This is a genomic window from Pantoea sp. BAV 3049 (genome assembly GCF_009765445.1).
In the GTDB taxonomy this organism is placed as follows: Bacteria; Pseudomonadota; Gammaproteobacteria; order Enterobacterales; family Enterobacteriaceae; genus Erwinia.
This window is the reverse complement of record NZ_WHOY01000031.1, coordinates 3734603-3756875: the sequence shown is the minus strand read 5'-3', so window position 1 is coordinate 3756875 and position 22273 is coordinate 3734603. Positions and strand designations below refer to the sequence as shown.

The window sequence follows — 22273 nt, the reverse complement described above, 5'->3', positions numbered from 1 at the left end:
TCGCCCGCTGATGCAGGCGAACCTCCGGTATTACAGCAGCTCTTTCGCTTTAGCGACCACGTTATCCACGGTGAAGCCAAAGATTTCGAACAGCTTCTCAGCAGGCGCTGACTCACCGAAGGTGGTCATGCCAACGATCGCGCCGTTCAGGCCGGTGTATTTGAACCAGTAGTCAGCGATACCCGCTTCAATGGCCACACGAGCGCTGACCGCTTTAGGCAGCACGGATTCGCGGTAAGCGGCATCCTGCTGGTCGAAAGCATCAGTGGAAGGCATGGAAACCACGCGAGCTTTACGCCCTTCTGCCGTCAGTTTGTCATATGCACCCACTGCCAGCTCGACTTCAGAGCCGGTGGCAATCAGGATCACTTCTGGCTGACCATCGCAATCCTTCAGCACGTAAGCACCGCGGGCGACGTTCGCCAGCTGCTCAGCAGTACGATCCTGCTGTGCCAGGTTCTGACGGGAGAAGATCAGCGCGGTTGGACCGTCGTGACGCTCAATACCGTATTTCCACGCTACCGCAGATTCAACCTGGTCACACGGACGCCAGACGCTCATGTTCGGCGTGACACGCAGGCTGGCAAGCTGCTCAACCGGCTGGTGAGTAGGACCGTCTTCGCCCAGACCGATGGAGTCGTGGGTATAGACCATCACCTGACGAATTTTCATCAGCGCGGCCATGCGGGCTGCGTTACGCGCGTATTCCACAAACATCAGGAAGGTTGCGGTGTAAGGCAGGAAGCCACCGTGCAGCGTGATACCATTGGCGATAGCAGTCATACCGAATTCACGCACGCCATAGTGGATGTAGTTGCCCGCTGCGTCTTCGTTGATCGCTTTGGAACCGGACCACATCGTCAGGTTGCTTGGTGCCAGGTCGGCAGAGCCACCCAGATATTCTGGCAGCAGCTTGCCAAAAGCTTCCAGCGTATTCTGGGAAGCTTTACGGCTGGCGATTTTCGCCGGATTAGCCTGAAGCTGTTCAATGAACTTCTGTGACTCTGCCTGCCAGTTTTCCGGCAGCGCATTGCTCATACGGCGTTTAAACTCAACCGCCAGTTCAGGATGAGCTTTAGCGTAGGCCGCGAACTTCTCGTTCCAGGCTGCCTCTTTAGCCTGGCCTGCCTCTTTCGCATCCCACTGAGCGTAAATGTTCTGTGGAATTTCGAATGGTGCGTAGGTCCAGCCCAGCTGCTTGCGGGTCAGCGCAATCTCTTCTTCACCCAGCGGAGCGCCGTGTGAATCGTGAGTTCCTGCTTTATTTGGCGAACCGAAACCGATGACAGTTTTGCACATCAGCAGCGATGGCTTATCGCTGACGGCCTGAGCTTCTTCCACCGCTTTTTTGATAGCGTCAGCATCATGACCATCGACGCCCCGCACCACATGCCAGCCGTAAGATTCAAAGCGTTTAGCCGTATCGTCGGTGAACCAGCCTTCAATGTGACCGTCGATAGAGATGCCGTTGTCGTCGTAGAAGGCAACCAGTTTGCCCAGCTTCAGGGTTCCCGCCAGCGAGCACACCTCGTGGGAGATACCTTCCATCATGCAGCCGTCACCCATGAACACATAGGTGTGGTGGTCAACAACATCGTGGCCTGGGCGGTTGAACTGCGCCGCCATTGTGCGCTCGGCAATCGCCATACCCACGGCGTTGGCAATCCCCTGCCCCAGCGGACCAGTGGTGGTTTCCACACCAGCGGTGTAGCCGTATTCCGGGTGACCTGGAGTTTTAGAGTGCAGCTGACGGAAGTTAGCCAGTTCAGAAATTGGCAGATCGTAGCCGCTGAGGTGCAGCAGGCTGTAGATCAGCATTGAACCGTGACCGTTAGACAGCACAAAGCGGTCGCGGTCGGCCCACAGCGGGTTGGTCGGGTTGTGGTTCAGGAAATCACGCCACAGGACTTCGGCGATATCCGCCATCCCCATAGGTGCGCCCGGGTGGCCAGATTTGGCTTTCTGTACCGCATCCATACTTAAAGCGCGAATGGCATTGGCAAGCTCTTTACGAGAAGACATGTTCTACTCCAGGTCGGATTAAACGCTTCGCCGTCCTTAACCTATTTTAATCAATGAGTTATCAGGCAAAGTTGTAAAAGTCGACCCTCAATGTACATGAAAAACAGGGGTCATGTACATGGCGAAAAGTGCAAAATATCGGGGCCAGACTTGCACTTTTCTGGCACAGGCGCTATGCATGGGTTGGGAAAAAGCGGCATCGCCGTTTTATTGACCCGCACTATTTTCAGCCTCATGGAGCAGGCTTCTGATTTTAATACCTTATTATGGAATGGAATAAAATTATGACGTTACGGACATCTCTTATCGCGCTGGCCCTTACAACCGCACTTTCAGGCTGTCAGAACTTTGACAGCACCACGCTGATGCAGTCAGGTGCACAGGCCTTTCAGGCCGCCACTCTCAGCGATGAACAGGTGAAGGAGCTCAGCGTAAAATCCTGCGAGCAAATGGACAGCGAAGCGCAAATCGCTCCTGCCAGCAGCGTCTATACCCAGCGGCTGAATAAGATTGCCGCCGCCCTGGGCGATAACATCGACGGCACACCAGCTAACTACAAGGTCTATCTCACTAAAGACGTCAATGCCTGGGCAATGGCCAATGGCTGTATCCGTGTTTATAGCGGGCTGATGGATATGATGACCGATAACGAAGTCGAGGGCGTGCTGGGCCATGAGATGGGCCACGTTGCGCTGGGACATACGCGCCGGGCCATGCAGGTGGCTTACGGCGCAACAGCAGTCCGCTCAGCGGCAGCTTCCGCAGGGGGCATTGCGGCCACGCTTTCGCAGTCGCAGCTTGGTGATTTAGGTGAGAAGCTGGTCAATGCACAGTTCTCACAGAAGCAGGAGTCGCAGGCGGACGATTATTCGTTTGTTTTACTGAAAAAACGCGGTATCAACCCGGAAGGACTTGTGACCAGTTTTGAGAAACTGGCAAAAATGGATAGCGCCGCATCCAGCTCAATGTTTGATTCTCACCCGTCATCCGCATCCCGCGCTCAGCACATCAGGGATCGCATCGCTTCAGGGAAATAAGCGTCCGGGCCTGCCTGGTTGGGGCAGGCCTTTATTGTTTCCAGCCACACCTTTAATCGAAAGGGAAGAGAGTTCGGTTCTCGTCACAAACACTGGATTATTCGTAGAAACTTAATCCGTGAGCTACGTCTTACAGCCGGAAGGATGTGGTGAAAAAACACTCCCCCCCTGTACGTTGGTGGATGAACCACAGACAAGGAGATGTCAATGATAAGCAAGCCTACAGATATCCGAATCATCCCTGAAGAGTATGGTTTTCCGCTGAAACTGAAACCCCGCTACGACAACTTTATCGGTGGCCGCTGCGTTCGGCGGTTACAAACAATCCGGAATTGGGCGTGAAACCCGCAAGATGATACTCGACCACTATCAGCAGACCAAATGCCTGCTGGTGAGCTATTCCGATAAACCCTCAGGATTGTTTTGATAAAACAGGGCGACGGGAACGTCGCCCCTCTTTCTTACCGCTCAGCTACTGCTGCGAAGGATCACAGAGCCGTTGTTTACTGCGCAGCTTTATTGACGGCCTGCACGTGCAGCATATCCAGCGCCAGCGTTGCTGCCGCCAGCGCGGTCAGGTCTGACTGATCATAACCCGGTGCGACTTCAACCAGATCCATACCCACAATGTTCAGACCCTGCAGACCGCGTACCAGCTTGGTAGCCTTGTCCGTGGTCAGGCCACCGATTACCGGCGTACCGGTACCAGGAGCATGCGCCGGATCCAGACAGTCGATATCGAAAGTCAGATAAACCGGCATATCGCCAACGATCTGTTTCACCTGCGCAATGATGTCATCAACGCTGCGGTCGTTAACCTGAGCGGCATCCAGCACGTTGAATCCCAATGAGGCGTCAAATTCTGTACGGATACCGATCTGCACCGAGCGCTGCGGATCGATCAGGCCTTCTTTCGGTGCATGATGAAACATGGTGCCGTGATCGAATGTTGGGCCGTTGGAATAAGTATCGGTGTGCGCATCGAAGTGAACCAGCGCCATTTTACCGAAGTGTTTGGCATGGGCGCGCAGCAGCGGCAGCGTGACGTAGTGGTCACCACCGAAAGTCATCATGCGCTTACCGTTGGTCAGCAGTTTTTCAGCATGTGCCTGCAGCTTGTCACTAAGATCCTGGGAGTCGCCGAAGGCATAAACCAGGTCACCACAGTCAACCACATTCAGACGCTGACGCAGATCGAAATCCCACGGCCAGCGGCACCCTTCCCATGCCAGGTTGGTGGAGATCTGGCGGATCGCACCAGGGCCGAGGCGGCTGCCAGGGCGGCCGGACGTCGCCGCATCAAAAGGAACGCCAGTGATCACCCACTCGGCGTCGCTGTCGTAAGGCTGGAAGTTAACAGGGAAACGCATGAAACCGAAGGCGTTTGAAACCAGGGAGTTATCATACTGATTGCCCAGGGTGTTATACATAGAAGAGTCCTCTAAGATCTGTCGATGCCTTGTTAATGAAATACCAGATGAAAAAAAACCCCTCCCCGTCGACAGACCCGACGGAGAAGGGTTTATTCAAATCAGCTGTAGCTTGAACAAATTATCGGACGAAATTCCTCATGGCGCAATAGTGCCAGACCGTCGATTGTTCTTGCTTATGACCGCTCGCACACTCCCTGACAGATTACCGCTGGCATCACAGCGTCTCAGCACAGGCACGACAGACAATAACATTGATAACTTTTAATTGAAGTACCAGACAAAAAACTTAAACATTTCACAACAGCAATGCAGATAAATAAAAAAAATTACAGGACTTGTTTACCTGCAGTTTAAATTAAGCAACGATCAACAATGAAACATAAGAATTATCTTAATAATTCATGTCGAAATTGATCCATATCAAATTCCATGCGAGACGCCATATTAAAAAATAAGTATACTTCGCGGCTCTGAAATGAGGCCGATATGATTAATACCGTTAATGCAAAAGAGAAAAAGTATGTGGCGTTATTCTCCATCTTTGCTTTTATTATTATTTCGGCCGCCACTATTATTTTCTCCTTCAAAAAAACATATCTGGAGGTGGAAATCGCAGCGACCAACTTCACTCAGGTTTTGCTCAACAACTTCTACACCAACGAAAATGTTGCTGATGCCATTTCTGTAAGATACCTGCAATACAAAACAAAAGTTCACAAGAGTACACTTTCTGCCGATCTGAAATTAGAGCACGATACAAAAAGCAACATCTCAGGCATCAATATTTATGATGACCCGAGCAACCCCAATTTCACCGGCACATTGCAGATTACTGCAGGAGCGGAAGATCAGGTCGCTTTAAAAGTCGCAAAAAGCATTGATTAAATATTCAGAACCTTTCGTTTTGGCGATAACTATAAAAATCGCTACCATTATTTTTACGACCGTAACGAACGCTACATCTACCTGACTCATCATACCCCTGTCAGTAAATATGTCTTTGTTCCTTCCCGTGCCAGTAACTTTAAAATATTTGGTATCCACCCAGAATACATCGTGCGTAAGTTTACCCGGGACCCGCTCAAAATGGGCATCACCAGCACAGAAATTTACAGAGATCAGCTGACTCAAAATGCATCATACAGCGTGGTCAGCTATGTGTACGATCTCAGTGATGTCGAGTCAAAAAAAATCCTTGGGGCAATGATGCTAGATTATACTGCTGAAGATCTGCATGACATTTTTGCGGGCCTCTCTTCTTCAGTAAATGAAAAATATGTCAGTGCTAAAGTCATCTCGAATGACTCAGGGAAAGAGATCTTCTTCCTTGGAGACAGAGAACACAGCTGTAAAATCATTAAAAAACTCTCGGCGAAGTATAAGGTTGAGTTCAGCATAGATTTCTGGCTCTTTATACTCCATGACAGGTTGGCTCTTATCTCGTTAATTGCCTCCTTTATCCTTTCTCTGATGACCTATGTGCTCTGTTTTAATTACCTTAAAAAAAGTGGTAATGAGAACATCACCGATCACCTGACGAAAAGTTATAACAGAAAAGCGCTGGAACTGGTTCGAACGCCTGAAATCGGTGAAACCGTGTCTGTTGTCGTCACTGATTGCAATAAGTTCAAACAAATCAATGACACTTACGGCCATGATACGGGAGATAAAGCTCTGGCTTTCCTTTCCCGGGTTATCTCCGGCAATATCAGACGTTCATCTGATGTGCTTATCCGCCTTGGCGGGGATGAGTTCTGCATTATTTTTAAAGATACGGAAAGCCGGGTCGCCGGGGAGTGCATGCAAAGGATCAACAGTCAGATTAAGGCATTCAGGGAAGATATTCCATTATCCCTTTCCTGGGGAATTGTGGAGATCCGGCCCGGTGAGGATGTCTATCATGCCATTAATCGCGCCGATGTCATCCTCTACGAAAATAAAAAATGAAGAGAATCTGTCATGTTAAATAAGAGAGAACTGAGAAAAAATCTGCACTACGGGATCGTAAATAACGAGCTTTATGCCGTGTTTCAACCCGAAGTGAGCACACATGACAAGCGTATCTATTCTGTTGAGTCACTTGTCCGCTGGCGCCACCACGACCAAGAGGTGCCGCTGAACCAGTTTTGCCATCTGCTGCAGGAAGACAGCCTGGGGCATCAGGTTTTCCTGTTTATGCTGAAGGAAGCAGTCACCATGCTGGAAATTCTCAAAAAGCAAGGTATGCAGCACAGTATCAGCCTGAACATTTCAACACCTACCCTCGCCCTGCCGGATCACGGCTCAGAGATAGTGGATTTTCTTGCCAGAGCTGGTGTCAGCACTTCTGACATTAAATTCGAATTGGTGGAATGCGTGGATGTCCGGGCTGACAGGGTGATTCAGGACAATATTAACCATTTAAAATCAGCTGGCTATGATGTGCTGCTCGACGATTTTGGCGCGGGCGGTTTTTATATGGGCAACAGCAACGTGGTGGATTTTGACGCAATTAAGCTGGACAGAGATCTCTGCACCTGCTCCTGGTCCAATAAGCTGAAAGAGAAGATTATCATTTCTCTCTCTGAATATGGCCGCCAGTATGGCAAAAAGATCATCGCGGAAGGGGTGGAAACTGAGGAACAACATGAGCGGCTCAAAGCGGCCGGGGTCAATATTTTTCAGGGATATCTGTTTGCTTTACCAATGCGTAAAGAGAAACTGATCCCATGGATCACCAGCTTCACCGGCAACGCAGCATTAATTTAAAGGTTGAGCCGCAAGCGGCTCAACCCGACAATATTACTCGTCTTCCAGGTAGGTATAACCGTACAAGCCTGACTCAAATTCTTCCACAAACTGAGCGCGCAGATCTTCGTCCAGATCGCTCTGACTGACCTGATTACGGAAGTGCGTCAGTAGCTCTTTGGGATCCAACTGCACATATTCCAGCATGTCAGCCACGGTATCCCCTTCGTCGGACAGCTGAACTTCCACGCTGCCGTCGGTAAAGGCAAACACGTCAACCGCTTCGGTATCACCGAACAGGTTGTGCATGTTGCCGAGGATCTCCTGATACGCCCCGACCATAAAGAAGCCCAGCATCGGTGGATTATCCACGTCGTACTGCGGCATCGGCATCGTGGTGGCAATACCGTCACCATCCACGTAGTGGTCGATGGTGCCGTCAGAGTCACAGGTGATATCCAGCAGAACCGCACGGCGCTCCGGCGACTTATTCAGCCCTTCCAGCGGCAGTACCGGGAACAGCTGGTCAATACCCCACGCATCCGGCATAGACTGGAACAGCGAGAAGTTGACGTAAATCTTATCCGCCATCCGCTCCTGCAGCTCATCAATGATTGGACGGTGAGCACGGTTGCTCGGGTCCAGGTGCTGCTGAATATAGTGGCAGATGCTCAGGTAAAGCTGCTCGGCCCACGAACGCTGCCTGAGATCATAAGTCCCCTGCGAATAGCCGGTGTGGATATCGAACAGGTCCATCTGGCTGTCGTGCAGCCATTCACGCAGCGAGCGGCGGTTGTTCGGCTCGTGCATCTCCTGCCAGGTATCCCACATGCTGATGATTGGGCGAGGGGAGTCTTCGGAAGGCGCATCTGGCGTGCTGAACTCGTTGCGCTCAACGCCGATGATATTAGAAACCAGCACGGTGTGGTGAGCGGTAACTGCACGACCAGACTCGGTGATCACCGTGGGGTGCGGCAAGTTATGCTCTTCGCAGGCATCACCGATGGCCCAGATCACATTATTGGCATATTCGTTCAGACCATAGTTCACCGAGCAGTCAGACTGCGAGCGGGTCCCTTCATAGTCCACACCCAAACCGCCGCCAACGTCGAAGCACTGAATATTGACGCCCAGCCTGGCCAGTTCCACGTAGAAACGGGCAGATTCACGAACGCCGGTCGCGATATCGCGAATGTTGGCCATCTGTGAGCCAAGATGGAAGTGCAGAAGCTGCAGGCTTTCCATCCGCCCCGCTTCGCGCATGATGTCCACCAGCTTCAGAACCTGAGTGGCTGACAGACCAAATTTCGATTTTTCACCGCCGCTGGACTGCCATTTACCCGAGCCTTGAGAAGCCAGACGCGCACGAATACCCAGACGCGGAACCACGTTCAGGCGTTCAGCTTCTTCCAGCACCAGCTTCACTTCGGTCATTTTTTCCAGCACCAGATAGACCTTGTGGCCCATCTTCTCGCCGATCAGCGCCAGGCGGATGTACTCGCGGTCTTTGTAGCCGTTACAGACGATCACCGAGCGGGTCATTCCGGCATGCGCCAGCACCGCCATCAGTTCCGCTTTTGAACCGGCTTCCAGGCCCAGTGGCTCGCCTGAGTTGATCAGGGATTCAATGACGCGCTTATGCTGGTTAACCTTGATCGGATATACCAGGAAGTAGTCGCCACGATAGCCGTAAGATTCACGCGCGCGTTTAAACGCGGCGTTAATAGAGCGCAGGCGATGCTGCAGGATCTGCGGGAAACAGAACAGCGCGGGCAGACGCTGGCCTTCGGCCTCACGCTCTTTAACCAGCTTAGCCAGATCGACTCGTGCTTCCGGCACGTCCGGATCCGGACAAACGCTGATATGACCCAGTTCGTTCACGTCGTAGTAGTTATTGCCCCACCAGGCAATGTTATAGGTGCGCAGCATCTTGCTGGCATCTTGATCGCTCATGGCAACCTCCTGCATTGAGCGGAGTACACCCTGTTCGCCTGCTGACGAACCCTTGATAGTTTTGATGTCGTCAGACATTGCGAGCCTCAAATTTTAATGATGCGGAACAGTTGACTACTATCGCAGGGAAAACCTGTGACAACAACCTATTACGAAGCGACGAATTCAGCATAAAACGCTGAAACGCACTATAAGGCAGTATCTGAAGTATAACATCAAACACGTTGGACTCCGGGGAACGGGTCAGAGAGCCAATAGCCAATCTCCCTCAGCAAAAATCTGAGAGAACCTGAAAAACAGCTTAAGCGAAGTTACCCGGCGCTGGTGTCGGTATGATTACCGGCCGGTGAAAAATCATGGAGGGTGAAAAGCCAGCGCCAAAAACCCACGGCTGACGTGCCCGCCGCAGGCCCGGAGTGCAGTGCAGAAATCACCGGGCGAAACGCAGCGGCGTTTTATACAGCCACCAGACCAAAAATGCAAAATCTAATTGTGCGAAATGCAGCAGGTGTCAGGATAATTTTCCACTTTTCACCTGCACTGAAATTTCGTTTCAGTAAAAAAAACTGGCAATCTGCTTAACGTGTAACCTAATATAGCCATCCAGATGTTAATCCATCTATACTGGTTAACTTCTAAGCGTCTTAATATTTGTACTGCTCATGGCTTTGCCTGAGGGGGGCGCTGGAACAACCGCCAGGTTCAGTTTTTTGCGCTAAGCAGTCGAGTTCAACCCGTTTCAGTAAGGTAAAGATTAAATGGCTAAACACCTTTTCACTTCCGAGTCCGTCTCAGAAGGACATCCTGATAAAATCGCTGACCAGATTTCCGATGCCGTGCTCGATGCCATTCTCGAGCAGGATCCGAAAGCCCGCGTTGCCTGCGAAACCTATGTAAAAACCGGCATGGTGCTGGTCGGTGGTGAAATCACCACTACCGCATGGGTCGATATCGAAGAGATCACCCGTAATACCGTGCGTGAAATCGGTTATGTCCATTCCGATATGGGCTTTGATGCCAACTCCTGTGCGGTGCTGAATGCCATTGGTAAACAGTCTCCGGACATCAACCAGGGTGTTGACCGCGCCGATCCGCTGGAACAGGGTGCGGGCGACCAGGGCCTGATGTTTGGCTATGCCACCAACGAAACTGACGTGCTGATGCCAGCACCGGTGACTTATGCTCACCGTCTGGTGCAGCGCCAATCCGAAGTGCGTAAAAACGGCACCCTGCCGTGGTTACGTCCGGATGCAAAAAGCCAGATCACCTTCCAGTACGACGATGGCAAAATAGTGGGTATTGATGCGGTGGTGCTGTCCACTCAGCATTCTGAAGAGATCTCGCTGAAAGACCTGCAGGAAGCGGTGATGGAAGAGATCATCAAGCCGGTTCTGCCAACTGAGTGGATCAACGCCAGCACCAAATACCATATCAACCCGACTGGCCGTTTCGTTATCGGTGGCCCAATGGGTGACTGCGGCCTGACCGGTCGTAAAATCATCGTCGATACCTACGGCGGCATGGCTCGTCACGGTGGCGGTGCGTTCTCCGGTAAAGATCCTTCTAAAGTTGACCGTTCAGCGGCCTATGCGGCCCGTTATGTGGCGAAAAACATCGTCGCGGCTGGCCTGGCTGACCGTTGTGAAATCCAGGTTTCCTACGCGATTGGCGTGGCAGAACCAACTTCAATTATGGTTGAGACGTTCGGTACAGAGAAGGTTTCAACTGAACAGCTGACCCTGCTGGTGCGTGAGTTCTTCGATCTGCGCCCCTACGGTCTGATTCAGATGCTGGATCTGTTGCACCCGATGTACCGTGAAACTGCGGCATACGGTCACTTTGGTCGCGAACATTTCCCATGGGAAAAAACCGACAAAGCGGCGCAGCTGCGTGAAGCTGCTGGTCTGAAGTAAGCTTCAGCCTGCAGGTCCGAGGGCACCCATGGGGTGCCCTTTTTGCTGCCTGAAGACTGGCACATTGGCTGCGGCTGGCTACACTCTTTCTGCCGCTGACAGGTGATAATGTTAACGGTTACAGTAAGAAACGTTTTGTTTCCTCTGCATTTAAGAATTAGCAGCCTTAACAATCAGCATCAAAATGCGCTATTTTCAGTGCTGTCCGATATTGGGGCAACAGGGAACCAGGCGAAACTATTTAGTGCTATGACTAACTGGTTATAAAGCGTAAGCACGTGTGAAAACCCCGATTTTAAGAAAGATCTGGTGTGTAACCGATTACACCATTGTGATCTGTCGCACAGTCTTGCGCCCCAGGGTTTTCTAACATTCATAACAACAATAAGCAGTACTACTTACATGGAGGCTACATGCCTGATAATAAGAAACACAGCAGAACATCGAACAAGGCCATGACCTTTTTCGTTTGTTTTCTTGCCGCACTAGCTGGTCTGCTGTTCGGACTGGACATCGGCGTGATTGCCGGAGCCTTACCCTTTATTGCTAAAGACTTTAACGTCACCGCACATCAGCAGGAGTGGATTGTCAGCTCAATGATGTTTGGTGCCGCAGTGGGTGCAGTCGGCAGCGGCTGGATGTCTTCCTATCTTGGCCGTAAAAAGAGCCTGATGATCGGCGCAATCCTGTTCGTTATTGGCTCCCTGTGGTCAGCACTATCCAGTAACCCGGAGATGCTGATTTTTGCCCGTGTACTGCTGGGTCTGGCCGTGGGTGTGGCTTCTTATACCGCTCCGCTTTATCTCTCGGAAATCGCGCCAGAGAAAATTCGCGGCAGTATGATTTCCCTGTACCAGCTGATGATCACCATCGGTATTCTGGGTGCTTACCTGTCCGACACTGCCTTCAGCTACACCGGCGAATGGCGCTGGATGCTGGGCGTGATCACCATTCCTGCAGTTCTGTTGCTGGTTGGCGTCTTCTTCCTGCCTAACAGCCCACGCTGGCTGGCAGCGAAAGGCGACTTCCGTACCGCGCAGCGCGTGCTGGATCGTCTGCGTGACACCAGCGAGCAGGCGAAACGTGAACTGGATGAAATCCGCGAAAGTCTGAAGATCAAACAATCCGGCTGGAGCCTGTTTAAAGACAACAGCAATTTCCGTCGTGCCGTTTACCTGGGCGTGTTGCTGCAGGTCATGCAACAGTTCACCGGGATGAACGTCATCATGTACTACGCGCCGAAGATTTTCGAAATCGCCGGCTTTACCAATACCACTGAGCAGATGTGGGGCACGGTAATCGTAGGTTTGATCAACGTCCTGGCGACCTTTATCGCTATTGGTCTGGTTGACCGCTGGGGCCGTAAACCAACGCTGATCCTTGGCTTCCTGGTGATGGCTGCAGGCATGGGCGTTCTTGGCACCATGCTGCATATGGGTATCCACTCTCAGGGCGCACAGTACTTCGCCGTTGCCATGCTGCTGATGTTTATCGTTGGCTTCGCAATGAGTGCCGGTCCGCTAATCTGGGTTCTCTGTTCTGAGATCCAGCCGCTGAAGGGCCGCGACTTCGGTATCACCGTTTCCACCGCGACCAACTGGATTGCCAACATGATCGTCGGGGCGACCTTCCTGACCATGCTGAACTCGCTGGGCAACGCCAACACCTTCTGGGTTTACGGCGGCCTTAATCTGTTCTTCATTATCCTGACTCTGTGGCTGATCCCGGAAACTAAAAACGTTTCGCTGGAGCACATTGAACGTAACCTGTTGAGCGGCAAAAAACTGCGCGACATCGGTCAGCGTTAAGCCCGACTGCTGGCCGGGGAAACCCGGCCAGATTTATTGAAATCCCCCCGTCCACATCGTATTCTCTGCCCTATGAAACCCCTTCGACTCCCGATTGCCCTGCAGCAGGCCGTGATGCGTTCACTACGTGAAAAATTGCAGCAGGCTAACCAGCGACTTGAGCGCAACTATCCCGAACCGAAGCTGGTATACCAGCAGCGAGGCACCACCGCAGGTACTGCGTGGCTGCAATACTGGGAAATCCGCCTGAATCCGGTACTGCTGATGGAAAATCAGCAGGCATTTATTGATGAAGTGGTGCCGCACGAACTGGCGCACCTTCTGGTCTGGAAGTATTTCGGTCGCGTAGCGCCGCATGGCAAAGAGTGGAAGTGGATGATGGAAAGCGTGCTGGGAGTCGCAGCCAGCCGCACCCACAAGTTTGAGATTAACTCGGTACGCAGCCGCGCTTTCCCCTACCGCTGTGGTTGCCAGCAGCACCAGCTGACCGTCCGCCGCCATAATCGTGTGGTCAGGGGCGAAAGTGAATACCGCTGTGTCCACTGTGGTGAACGGTTATTACCTGGCACTTTCCAGCACGCTGAAAAAACCACCTGATGGCGCAAAAAGAGAGCAATAACACGCTGATTTGACTGCGTTCATTTCCTCAAGCCACGGGTATCTGCTACTCTCGCCCCCTTGCCTGAATGACAGATATATGGACTATGTTTCGCAAAATTATCCGCTTCTTTTCACTCTCTCTGCTGTTCCCCGCATTCTTTTCTCATGCCCTGAACCCCGATAACTACCGTCAGAACAGTTTTTCTCAGGCCAAAGAGTATGCCGCGTATATTAACGCTGCTGCGCCAGGTACGTTCTATTGCGGCTGTAAAATCCGCTGGAAAGGCAAAAAAGGCGTGCCGGATTTGGCCTCTTGCGGCTATAGCGTACGTAAGAATGCCAACCGGGCAAAACGCATTGAGTGGGAACACGTGGTTCCGGCCTGGACCTTCGGCCATCAGCGCCAATGCTGGCAACAGGGCGGCAGAAAACAGTGTGCCAAAGATGCCGGTTACCGCCGGATTGAGACAGACCTGCACAACCTGCAACCGTCTATTGGCGAGGTCAACGGCGACCGTGACAACTTTATGTACAGCCAGTGGAATGGCAGCGAGCATCAGTACGGCCAGTGTGAAATGAAGATCGACTTTAAGAATAAGCAGGCAGAACCGCCTGCACGCGCCCGCGGGCCAATTGCCCGCACCTGGTTCTATATGCGTGACAGGTATCAGATTGGCATGTCCAGGCAGCAAACGCAGCTGATGACCGTCTGGAACAGGCAGTATCCGGTAACGCCATGGGAATGCGAACGCGACAATCGTATTGCCAGGGTTCAGGGCAACCACAACCCTTATGTACAGCAGGCTTGCCAGCGGTAAAATCACTGACCTAAACTAGAGGTCACTATTTTGGCCGTGCCTGCGGGTACGGCCAGCTACTTTTATCAGGATCCCCATGCGTATACCCCGCATCTTTCATCCCGAGCCGCTGACCGTGGGCAGTGAAGTTGCTCTGTCCGAAGACGCCGCTAATCATGTTGGCCGCGTACTGCGCATGAGCGCGGGTCAGCCCCTGGAATTGTTCGATGGCAGTAATCTGACTTTTGCCGCAGAGATCGTGCAGGCCGACAAAAAAAACGTGCGCGTAACGATTACTGAAAGCCGCAACGACAGCCGTGAATCCCCACTGTACCTGCATTTAGGCCAGGTCATGTCGCGCGGTGAAAAGATGGAGTTCACCATTCAGAAGGCGGTAGAACTGGGAGTAAATACCATCACCCCCTTGTTTTCTGAGCGCTGTGGCGTAAAGCTGGATGCGGACAGGCTGGCGAAGAAGATCCAGCAGTGGCAGAAAATCGTGATTGCCGCCTGTGAACAGTGCGGCAGAAACAGCGTGCCGGAAGTACGTGAAGCGATGACGCTGGAGGCATGGAGCGCTGAAGAGGAGAGCGGCTTAAAGCTGAATCTGCATCCCAGAGCCAGCCACAGCATTAATACGCTCCCACAACCGGTCAACCGCGTGCGATTATTGATTGGTCCTGAAGGCGGCCTGTCGGCAGAGGAGATCAGCATGACGGCCCGGTACGGTTTCACCGATATCCTGTTAGGCCCGCGCGTGCTGCGCACCGAGACCACAGCTCTGACCGCAATTACTGCTCTGCAGGTGCGGTTCGGCGATTTAGGGTAAGAAGAATTAAGCCATAACCGGAGAAACAGAATGATTAAGCTTGGCATTGTGATGGACCCTATTACCTCCATCAATATCAAGAAAGACACCAGCTTCGCCTTCTTGCTGGAAGCACAGCGCCGTGGTTACGAAATTCATTACATGGAGATGAAAGATCTCTACCTGCGCGGCGGTGAAGCACGTGCGCATACACGTCATCTTAGCGTTGAGCAGAACTATGACAAATGGTTTGAATTTGGTAGCGAGCAGGATATTGCGCTGGCCGATCTGAACGTTGTACTGATGCGTAAAGATCCCCCATTCGACACCGAGTTTATCTACGCCACCTACATCCTCGAGCGCGCAGAAGAGAAAGGCACGCTGATCGTGAACAAGCCGCAGAGCCTGCGTGACTGCAACGAGAAGCTGTTCACCGCCTGGTTTGCAGAGCTGACGCCGGACACGCTGGTAACCCGCAGCGCACAGCAGATCCGTAACTTCTGGCAGGAACACGGCGACATTATCCTCAAGCCGCTGGACGGCATGGGCGGCGCGTCAATTTTCCGCATCAAGAAAGAAGATCCGAACCTGTCAGTGATCATTGAAACACTAACCGAGCACGGCAATTTCTACTGCATGGCGCAGAACTACCTGCCAGCAATCAAAGACGGCGACAAGCGAGTATTGGTTGTGGATGGCGAGCCGGTGCCTTACTGCCTGGCGCGTATCCCTAAATCTGGTGAAACCCGCGGCAACCTGGCCGCCGGTGGACGTGGCGAAGCGCGTCCGCTGAGCGAAAGCGACTGGGAAATTGCCCGCCGCGTGGGGCCGACGCTGAAAGCAAAAGGCCTGATCTTCGTCGGCCTGGATATCATCGGCGACAAGCTGACTGAAATTAACGTCACCAGCCCAACCTGCGTGCGTGAGATCGAGGCCGCATTCCCGATCTCAATTACTGGTATGCTGATGGACGCCATTGAAAAACGCCTTGCCTGACGCTCTGAATGGGGTCAATGGGCCCCTGTGCTCACCCCGTTATCACGCTCTCCTGTCAGGGGGAGCGGTTAACCCGGATACAGAATCTCGATATGAATTTACAGCATCATTTTTTGATTGCCATGCCCACGCTGCAGGACCCGCTGTTCAAACGTTCCGTGGTTTACATCTGCGAGCACAATGAAGATGGCGCAATGGGCCTGATCGTGAATAAGCCGATGGAAAACCTGACCGTAGACGGTATTCTCAAGAAGTTGAAAATCATGCCTGTGCCGCGCGAACCTGACGTCAAGCTGGATAAACCGGTGTTCTCCGGCGGCCCGCTGGCGGAAGATCGTGGATTCATTTTGCATTCAGCGCAGCGTACCTTCGCTTCCAGCATCCGGGTTTCTGATAACACGGTGATCACCACCTCCCGCGATGTGCTGGAGACGCTGGGCACGCCTGACCAGCCCAGTTCCGTGCTGGTCGCCCTTGGCTACTGCGCGTGGGAGAAGAACCAGCTGGAAAGCGAACTGCTTGAAAATGCCTGGCTCACCACCCCCGCCAACAGCAATATCCTGTTCAAAACGCCGATTGCCGAGCGGTGGCGTGAAGCGGCGAAAAGCATCGGTGTGGATATCCACAGCATCACCAGCGATGCAGGACATGCCTGATGAGCCACATGACCCTGTTAGCCTTCGATTTTGGCACCAAAAGTATTGGCGTGGCGATTGGCCAGCAGCTGACCGGAACCGCCCGCCCGCTGGCCGCGCTCAAAGCTCAGGACGGTACGCCGGACTGGAGCAAAATAGAGGCGCTGCTGAAAGAGTGGCAGCCGGATCGCGTGGTGGTTGGCCTGCCGCTGAACATGGACGGCACCGAACAGCCCCTGACCGCGCGTGCGCGTAAGTTTGCTAACCGTCTGCATGGACGCTTTGGCGTCCAGGTCGATCTGCACGATGAGCGCCTGAGCACGGTTGAAGCCCGCGCAGACTTGTTCTCCCGTGGCGGTTTCCGCGCCCTGAACAAAGGCAGCGTTGATTCCCTTTCCGCCGTAATCATCCTCGAAAGCTGGTTTGAGAACGCCAGGCAGTAGCAGGCCTCTCCCGTTCATCGCGCATTCTTATCCGGATGCAATCAGCCCCGCTTTCTGCCTTGCGGCAATACTTTGCTCAAATGACTGCATCCCTGACTGTATGCCGGTCTGCACTATCGCCGGTAGCTGATGCGTCTTCCCCTCACGGATCAGATTAGCCACGGCAGGGGTATTGATCAGCACCTCAAATAGCGCCACCCTGCCCGTGCTGTTGCCCGGCACCAGCCGCTGGGCAACTACCGCTTTCAGGCTGCCAGCCAGCTGAGTGCGGATCAGCGCCTTCTCCTCACCGGGAAACACATCCACCAGCCGGTCTACCGCCTGTGCCGCCCCCCGGGTATGTAACGTTGCCAGCACCAGATGACCGGTCTCTGCTGCCGTTAAAGCCAGTTGGATTGTCTCGCTGTCCCGCAGTTCGCCCAGCAGTATGACATCCGGGTCTTCCCTCAATGCGGCCCGCAGCCCGTCACTGAACGATCCGCAGTGCATACCGATTTCGCGCTGCTGCACCAGCGAGCATTCGCTGTGGTGGATAAACTCGATCGGATCTTCGAGCGTAATGATATGCCGCTCCTGCAGACGGTTAATCTCACCGGCCAGCGCTGCCAGCGTGGTGGACTTGCCGCTACCCGTTGCTCCCGTCACCAGCACCAGGCCATCACGCAATTGCAGCAGTTGGCTGACCACCGGCGGCGCACCTAATGCTGCCAGCTCCGGGCACTCGCTGACAATCACCCTCAGAGCCAACGACATCCCCAGCCGCTGACGAAAAAGGTTACCCCTCAGGCGCGTGCCATCCGCTAATGTCACGGCAAAATCGAGCTGTCCGGCCCGCGCAAAGTGATCCTGTTGTGCGCTATCCAGCCAACCCCGAGCGGCACTTTGCAGCAGCTCATCGCTGACCGGCTGCACCTCCGCCATTTTCTGCAACCGGCCGTCACGCCGCCAGAACGGAGAATGACCACTGCAGAGGTGCAGATCCCCGGCATTATGCTTTACACTAAGGGCCACTATGTCCTCAATATCCATAATTTTTCCCTGACTATGACCTCGATTGAGCACAACTTACAGCAAGTCCGCGAGCGAATCTCAGCGGCAGCCGCACGCTGCGGCCGCGATCCAGAAGAAATTACTCTTCTTGCAGTGAGCAAAACCAAGCCTGCGATCGCCGTCGCAGAAGCGGTGAATGCCGGGCAGGAATGTTTTGGCGAAAACTACGTGCAGGAAGGCGTGGATAAGATTCAGCAACTGGGAAATTCCTCGCTGACCTGGCACTTTATCGGCCCGCTGCAATCCAATAAAAGCCGGCTGGTTGCAGAGCATTTCGACTGGTGTCACACCGTGGATCGGCTGAAGATTGCCACCCGGATGAACGAGCAGCGCCCGCAAGATTCTGCGCCGCTGAACGTGCTGATCCAGATAAACATCAGCGACGAACACAGTAAATCTGGCATCATGCTGGAGGCGCTGCCCGAACTGGCAAAAGAGATTGCCCAACTGCCGCGCTTAAGGCTGCGTGGATTGATGGCTATTCCCGCGCCGGAGGCAGATTATCAGCGACAGCTGGCCGTTTGTCAGCAGATGGCCGAAGCCTTCAGCAGGCTGAAAAAAGAGTATCCATCTGTCGATACGCTTTCTCTGGGAATGAGCGACGACATGGAAGCCGCAATTGCGGCAGGCAGTACCATGGTGCGAATTGGCACCGCCATTTTTGGTGCGCGTGATTACGCCACCACTCACAACAATAATTGAGGGAACCCATGCTGACGTTGACTTTCCTTGTCTCAACGGTGATTAACCTGTACGTGAAAGTGTTGTTACTCCGCATCTGGATGCAGTGGGCAAGATGCGATTTCTACAACCCGTTTTCGCAGTTCGTGGTCAAAGTGACCCAGCCGGTGGTCAAGCCATTGCGCCGGGTTATTCCGTCCATCGGGCCGCTGGATACTGCCTCGCTGCTGCTGGCATATGTGCTGAGCGTGCTGCTGTTTACGGTGATGTTTGCCATTCAAAGCCAGGTGCTGATTTTCGATCCGGTGTTCCTGTACTTTGGTCTGGTGTCACTGGTTAAAGCCGCGGGCGTGCTGGTGTTCTGGGCGATCATTATCCGCTCCCTGCTGAGTTGGGTAAGCCAGGGCCGCAACCCGGTGGATTATGTGCTGATCCAGCTGACTGAGCCGCTGATGGCCCCCATCCGCAGGATCATCCCGGCAATGGGCGGCATCGATTTCTCCGCGATGGCGGTGATCCTGATCCTGTATATGCTGAACTACCTGGGGATGGACTTCATCCCTGGCTGGTCGCAGCTGTAATTCTGTTGATGTAAAAGAGTCTGGACCTGATATGCAAAAAGTTGTGCTCGCCACCGGTAATCCGGGAAAAGTTCGTGAACTGGCTGATTTACTGGCCGCCTTTGGCCTCGATATCGTGGCGCAAACCGAGCTGGGCGTGGAGTCAGCCGAGGAAACCGGCCTGACGTTTATTGAAAATGCCATTCTGAAGGCACGTCATGCGGCAGCAATCACCGGCTTACCGGCAATTGCCGATGATTCGGGACTGGCCGTGGATGCTCTGGGCGGTGCGCCGGGGATTTACTCGGCGCGCTATGCCGGTCCCGATGCCAGTGACCAACAGAATCTGGAAAAGCTGCTGCAGGCGCTGGAAACGGTGCCGGACGGCGAGCGTAAAGCGCAGTTCCACTGTGTGCTGGTTTATCTGCGCCATACGGAAGACCCGACGCCGCTGGTATTCCACGGCAGCTGGCAGGGTGAGATCACCCGCAGTGCGGCGGGTGAAGGCGGTTTTGGTTACGATCCGATTTTTTTCGTTCCGGAGCTGGGGAAAACCGCGGCTGAGCTGAGCAAGGATGAAAAGCGTGCCGTGTCCCATCGCGGTAAAGCGCTGGCTCTGCTGCTGGATGCGATGCGTAATGCATAACCTCCCTCCCCTGAGCCTCTATATCCACATTCCCTGGTGCGTGCAGAAATGCCCCTACTGCGATTTCAACTCGCACGCACTCAAGGGAGAGGTGCCTCACGAAGAGTACGTGCGTCATCTGCTGGCCGACCTGGATGTTGATCTGCCGCTGACTGCAGGCCGTGAAGTGAGCACTATCTTTATTGGTGGCGGCACACCGAGCCTGTTAAGCAGCGAAGCGATGCAGATGCTGCTGGATGGTGTGCGGGCGCGCCTGCCGCTGTCACCCACGGCAGAAATCACCATGGAAGCCAATCCGGGCACGGTTGAGGCAGACCGCTTCAGCGGCTACCAGCGGGCCGGGATTAACCGCATTTCAATCGGAGTGCAGAGTTTCAGCCAGCAGAAGCTGGATCGTCTGGGACGCATTCACGGGCCTGCTGAAGCGAAGCGTGCGGCGACTCTGGCAACCAGCCTGGGGCTGCGCAGCTTTAACCTCGATCTGATGCATGGCCTGCCGGACCAGTCACTGGAAGAGGCCCTGGACGATCTGCGTCAGGCGATTGAGCTGGATCCTCCGCATCTTTCCTGGTATCAGCTGACCATTGAACCGAACACGCTGTTCGCTTCCCGTCCGCCGGTGCTGCCGGATGACGATGCGCTGTGGGATATTTTTGAACAGGGTCACCAGTTGCTGACGGCTGCCGGTTATCAGCAGTACGAGACATCGGCCTATGCCAAACCGGGCTATCGTTGCGAGCACAACCTGAACTACTGGCGTTTTGGTGACTATCTGGGGATCGGCTGTGGCGCACACGGCAAGCTGACTCAGACGGATGGCACTATTATCCGCACCAGCAAAACCCGTCATCCACGGGGTTTTATGGCGGGAAATTATCTGGATCGCCAGTTCGAAGTGGCCGACAGCGAGAAGCCGTTCGAATTCTTTATGAACCGTTTCCGCCTGCTGGAAGCCGCGCCGCGTGAAGAGTTCCAGCGCTACACCGGCTTAACCGAAAGCACCATCCGCCAGCAGTTGGATGAATCTCTGAGCAAAGGTTATCTGACCGAAACGGCGGAGAGCTGGCAGGTGACGGAAAAAGGAAAGCTGTTTCTGAATTCACTGCTGGAGCTGTTTCTGGCCGAAGAGTAGGGTCAACTGATCAGTCCCCCTTTCCCGAACTTTCTGTTGAACGCTTTAAAGCCCGGAGTACCATTCAGATGGTACGGCAAATAGCCGTACATAATGACAAATATGTAGTGACTACTTTATGAGACACTCGGATTCATTAAATTATAACCTACTGATGGTTGGCTGGTTTACTTCTACCCTGCCAATTCCTTTGCGAATCTGGCTACCCAATTTCCTTTCTTACACCTGATACAGCGGGCGGAATAAATTCCGCCCCGACAATGCAGATCATCCCGGCAGAGGACAAATTTATTCCGTCCCGCAGGCAAAATTACTTCAGCCCGGCCACCAGCCCTTTGCGCTGCTGCTCAAGATTGGTCACGCGATTACACACCTCATGGCCGAAGTTCTGGAAATCTTTCTCCTGATCGCCCCACTCGGCTTGCAGAGACTGCTGCAGACCGCCAAGATTACCCATGATCGCCTGTAGCGGGTTACCGCCGTTGCCAGACTGCTGGCTGCCCATCTCGTTCAGGCTGTCCTGCAACACGCCGCCCATCGCGCTCTGTACCAGCTTCTCGCCGTCCTGACGCACCTGATCGATGGCCTGATGATGGAAAGTCAGCCCATCGCTGCGGTGTTCAATGATGCGGTTCATCTGCTCTTTCAGCTGTGTATCCAGCTTGCTCAGGCGATTGCGAACGTTGCTGTTGCTGCCCAGCTTCTCCACAATCACTTTATCCAGTGCCACACGCCCCTTCTCCAGGCGGGTACGCGCGCCCTGATCCACCCACGGCAGATCCCGGCGCAGTGCGGTCTGATAATCGATAGCTTTCTGACGGGTGGCGGTGTCCACCGTCGCGGCCTGTCCGTTACGCTGCACATCGCCCGCAGGGGTAATGACCAGGTTGCCGTTGGCGCCCACCACCTGCACGGTCTGCGGCGTGATCACCACGTCATCCTGTGGTTTCACGCTGCACTGATAATCTGCCTGCGCCTGACCTGCCACCAGTAACAGTGCGCCAACCATTAACGCTTTACGCATTTGCTTTC

Annotated in this window: 21 protein-coding genes and 1 pseudogene; 17 read left to right on the top strand and 5 right to left on the bottom strand. The window is 53.6% G+C overall.

Annotated features, from left to right (window positions below):
* Nucleotides 1-30: 30 nt before the first annotated feature.
* Nucleotides 31-2022, bottom strand: a complete 1992-nt coding sequence (tkt, locus tag GSQ70_RS18645) for a transketolase (RefSeq protein WP_158783925.1) — start codon at nt 2020-2022, stop codon at nt 31-33.
* A gap of 284 nt (nt 2023-2306) precedes the next feature.
* Between tkt and GSQ70_RS18640 the strand changes: the two genes are divergently transcribed.
* Together GSQ70_RS18640 and GSQ70_RS18635 are read left to right on the top strand one after the other, a co-directional pair.
* Nucleotides 2307-3059, top strand: coding sequence for a M48 family metallopeptidase (locus GSQ70_RS18640; protein WP_158783924.1), 753 nt, complete (start codon nt 2307-2309; stop codon nt 3057-3059).
* 301 nt (nt 3060-3360) lie between these two features.
* A pseudogene (locus GSQ70_RS18635) lies at nt 3361-3486 on the top strand (aldehyde dehydrogenase family protein); the annotation flags it as partial.
* A gap of 76 nt (nt 3487-3562) precedes the next feature.
* Here the strand turns inward: GSQ70_RS18635 and speB are convergent.
* The gene (gene speB, locus GSQ70_RS18630) at nt 3563-4489 is read right to left on the bottom strand and encodes an agmatinase (RefSeq protein WP_158783923.1); all 927 of its coding nucleotides are present in this window, start codon (nt 4487-4489) and stop codon (nt 3563-3565) included.
* 489 nt (nt 4490-4978) lie between these two features.
* On the opposite strand from speB, the gene GSQ70_RS18625 reads away from it, so the two are divergent.
* Genes GSQ70_RS18625 through GSQ70_RS18615 form a run of 3 tightly spaced genes read left to right on the top strand, consistent with a single transcriptional unit; the run spans nt 4979 to nt 7240 of the window.
* The gene (locus GSQ70_RS18625) at nt 4979-5377 is read left to right on the top strand and encodes a hypothetical protein (protein ID WP_158783922.1); all 399 of its coding nucleotides are present in this window, start codon (nt 4979-4981) and stop codon (nt 5375-5377) included.
* Nucleotides 5378-6439 (top strand): diguanylate cyclase domain-containing protein, encoded by a 1062-nt coding sequence (locus tag GSQ70_RS18620; protein WP_255455440.1) that lies wholly within the window; start codon nt 5378-5380, stop codon nt 6437-6439.
* Between the two features lie 12 nt (nt 6440-6451).
* Nucleotides 6452-7240, top strand: coding sequence for an EAL domain-containing protein (locus tag GSQ70_RS18615; protein ID WP_158783920.1), 789 nt, complete (start codon nt 6452-6454; stop codon nt 7238-7240).
* Between the two features lie 33 nt (nt 7241-7273).
* Here the strand turns inward: GSQ70_RS18615 and speA are convergent, their stop codons facing one another.
* Nucleotides 7274-9250, bottom strand: coding sequence for a biosynthetic arginine decarboxylase (gene speA / locus GSQ70_RS18610; protein WP_158783919.1), 1977 nt, complete (start codon nt 9248-9250; stop codon nt 7274-7276).
* Between the two features lie 680 nt (nt 9251-9930).
* On the opposite strand from speA, the gene metK reads away from it, so the two are divergent.
* The 8 genes from metK to ruvX all read left to right on the top strand — a co-directional run bounded on the left by metK (nt 9931) and on the right by ruvX (nt 17172).
* Nucleotides 9931-11085, top strand: coding sequence for a methionine adenosyltransferase (gene metK / locus GSQ70_RS18605; protein ID WP_158783918.1), 1155 nt, complete (start codon nt 9931-9933; stop codon nt 11083-11085).
* 413 nt (nt 11086-11498) lie between these two features.
* Complete coding sequence (locus tag GSQ70_RS18600) at nt 11499-12893, top strand: sugar porter family MFS transporter (protein ID WP_158783917.1); 1395 nt, start codon at nt 11499-11501, stop codon at nt 12891-12893.
* Between the two features lie 72 nt (nt 12894-12965).
* Nucleotides 12966-13490, top strand: a complete 525-nt coding sequence (locus GSQ70_RS18595) for a SprT family zinc-dependent metalloprotease (RefSeq protein WP_158783916.1) — start codon at nt 12966-12968, stop codon at nt 13488-13490.
* A gap of 107 nt (nt 13491-13597) precedes the next feature.
* Nucleotides 13598-14311, top strand: coding sequence for a deoxyribonuclease I (gene endA, locus GSQ70_RS18590; protein WP_158783915.1), 714 nt, complete (start codon nt 13598-13600; stop codon nt 14309-14311).
* A 76-nt stretch (nt 14312-14387) separates the two neighbouring features.
* The gene (gene rsmE / locus GSQ70_RS18585) at nt 14388-15119 is read left to right on the top strand and encodes a 16S rRNA (uracil(1498)-N(3))-methyltransferase (protein WP_158783914.1); all 732 of its coding nucleotides are present in this window, start codon (nt 14388-14390) and stop codon (nt 15117-15119) included.
* A gap of 30 nt (nt 15120-15149) precedes the next feature.
* On the top strand, nt 15150-16094 hold the full coding sequence (gene gshB, locus GSQ70_RS18580) for a glutathione synthase (protein ID WP_158783913.1): 945 nt from the start codon (nt 15150-15152) through the stop codon (nt 16092-16094).
* A gap of 92 nt (nt 16095-16186) precedes the next feature.
* On the top strand, nt 16187-16750 hold the full coding sequence (locus GSQ70_RS18575; RefSeq protein WP_158783912.1) for a YqgE/AlgH family protein: 564 nt from the start codon (nt 16187-16189) through the stop codon (nt 16748-16750).
* Entirely contained in the window at nt 16750-17172 is a 423-nt protein-coding gene (ruvX, locus tag GSQ70_RS18570) for a Holliday junction resolvase RuvX (RefSeq protein WP_199257281.1), read from the top strand. The genes GSQ70_RS18575 and ruvX overlap by 1 nt, the downstream gene beginning before the upstream one ends.
* Nucleotides 17173-17199: 27 nt before the next feature.
* Here ruvX and GSQ70_RS18565 read toward each other — a convergent pair whose 3' ends face one another.
* Nucleotides 17200-18201, bottom strand: a complete 1002-nt coding sequence (locus GSQ70_RS18565) for a type IV pilus twitching motility protein PilT (protein ID WP_158783911.1) — start codon at nt 18199-18201, stop codon at nt 17200-17202.
* Nucleotides 18202-18216: 15 nt separating this feature from the next.
* Between GSQ70_RS18565 and GSQ70_RS18560 the strand changes: the two genes are divergently transcribed.
* From GSQ70_RS18560 to hemW, 4 genes are read left to right on the top strand one after another with little or no spacing between them, the layout of a single operon-like run.
* Nucleotides 18217-18924, top strand: a complete 708-nt coding sequence (locus GSQ70_RS18560) for a YggS family pyridoxal phosphate-dependent enzyme (RefSeq protein WP_158785371.1) — start codon at nt 18217-18219, stop codon at nt 18922-18924.
* Between the two features lie 8 nt (nt 18925-18932).
* Entirely contained in the window at nt 18933-19484 is a 552-nt protein-coding gene (locus tag GSQ70_RS18555; protein ID WP_158783910.1) for a YggT family protein, read from the top strand.
* 31 nt (nt 19485-19515) lie between these two features.
* A complete protein-coding gene (locus tag GSQ70_RS18550) occupies nt 19516-20109 on the top strand; it encodes an XTP/dITP diphosphatase (protein WP_158783909.1) in 594 nt (197 codons plus the stop codon).
* Nucleotides 20102-21241, top strand: a complete 1140-nt coding sequence (hemW, locus tag GSQ70_RS18545) for a radical SAM family heme chaperone HemW (protein ID WP_158783908.1) — start codon at nt 20102-20104, stop codon at nt 21239-21241. Before GSQ70_RS18550 ends, hemW begins: the two co-directional genes overlap by 8 nt.
* A gap of 310 nt (nt 21242-21551) precedes the next feature.
* On the opposite strand, the gene GSQ70_RS18540 is transcribed toward hemW, so the two are convergent.
* Complete coding sequence (locus tag GSQ70_RS18540; RefSeq protein WP_158783907.1) at nt 21552-22265, bottom strand: DUF2884 domain-containing protein; 714 nt, start codon at nt 22263-22265, stop codon at nt 21552-21554.
* Nucleotides 22266-22273: the final 8 nt, after the last annotated feature.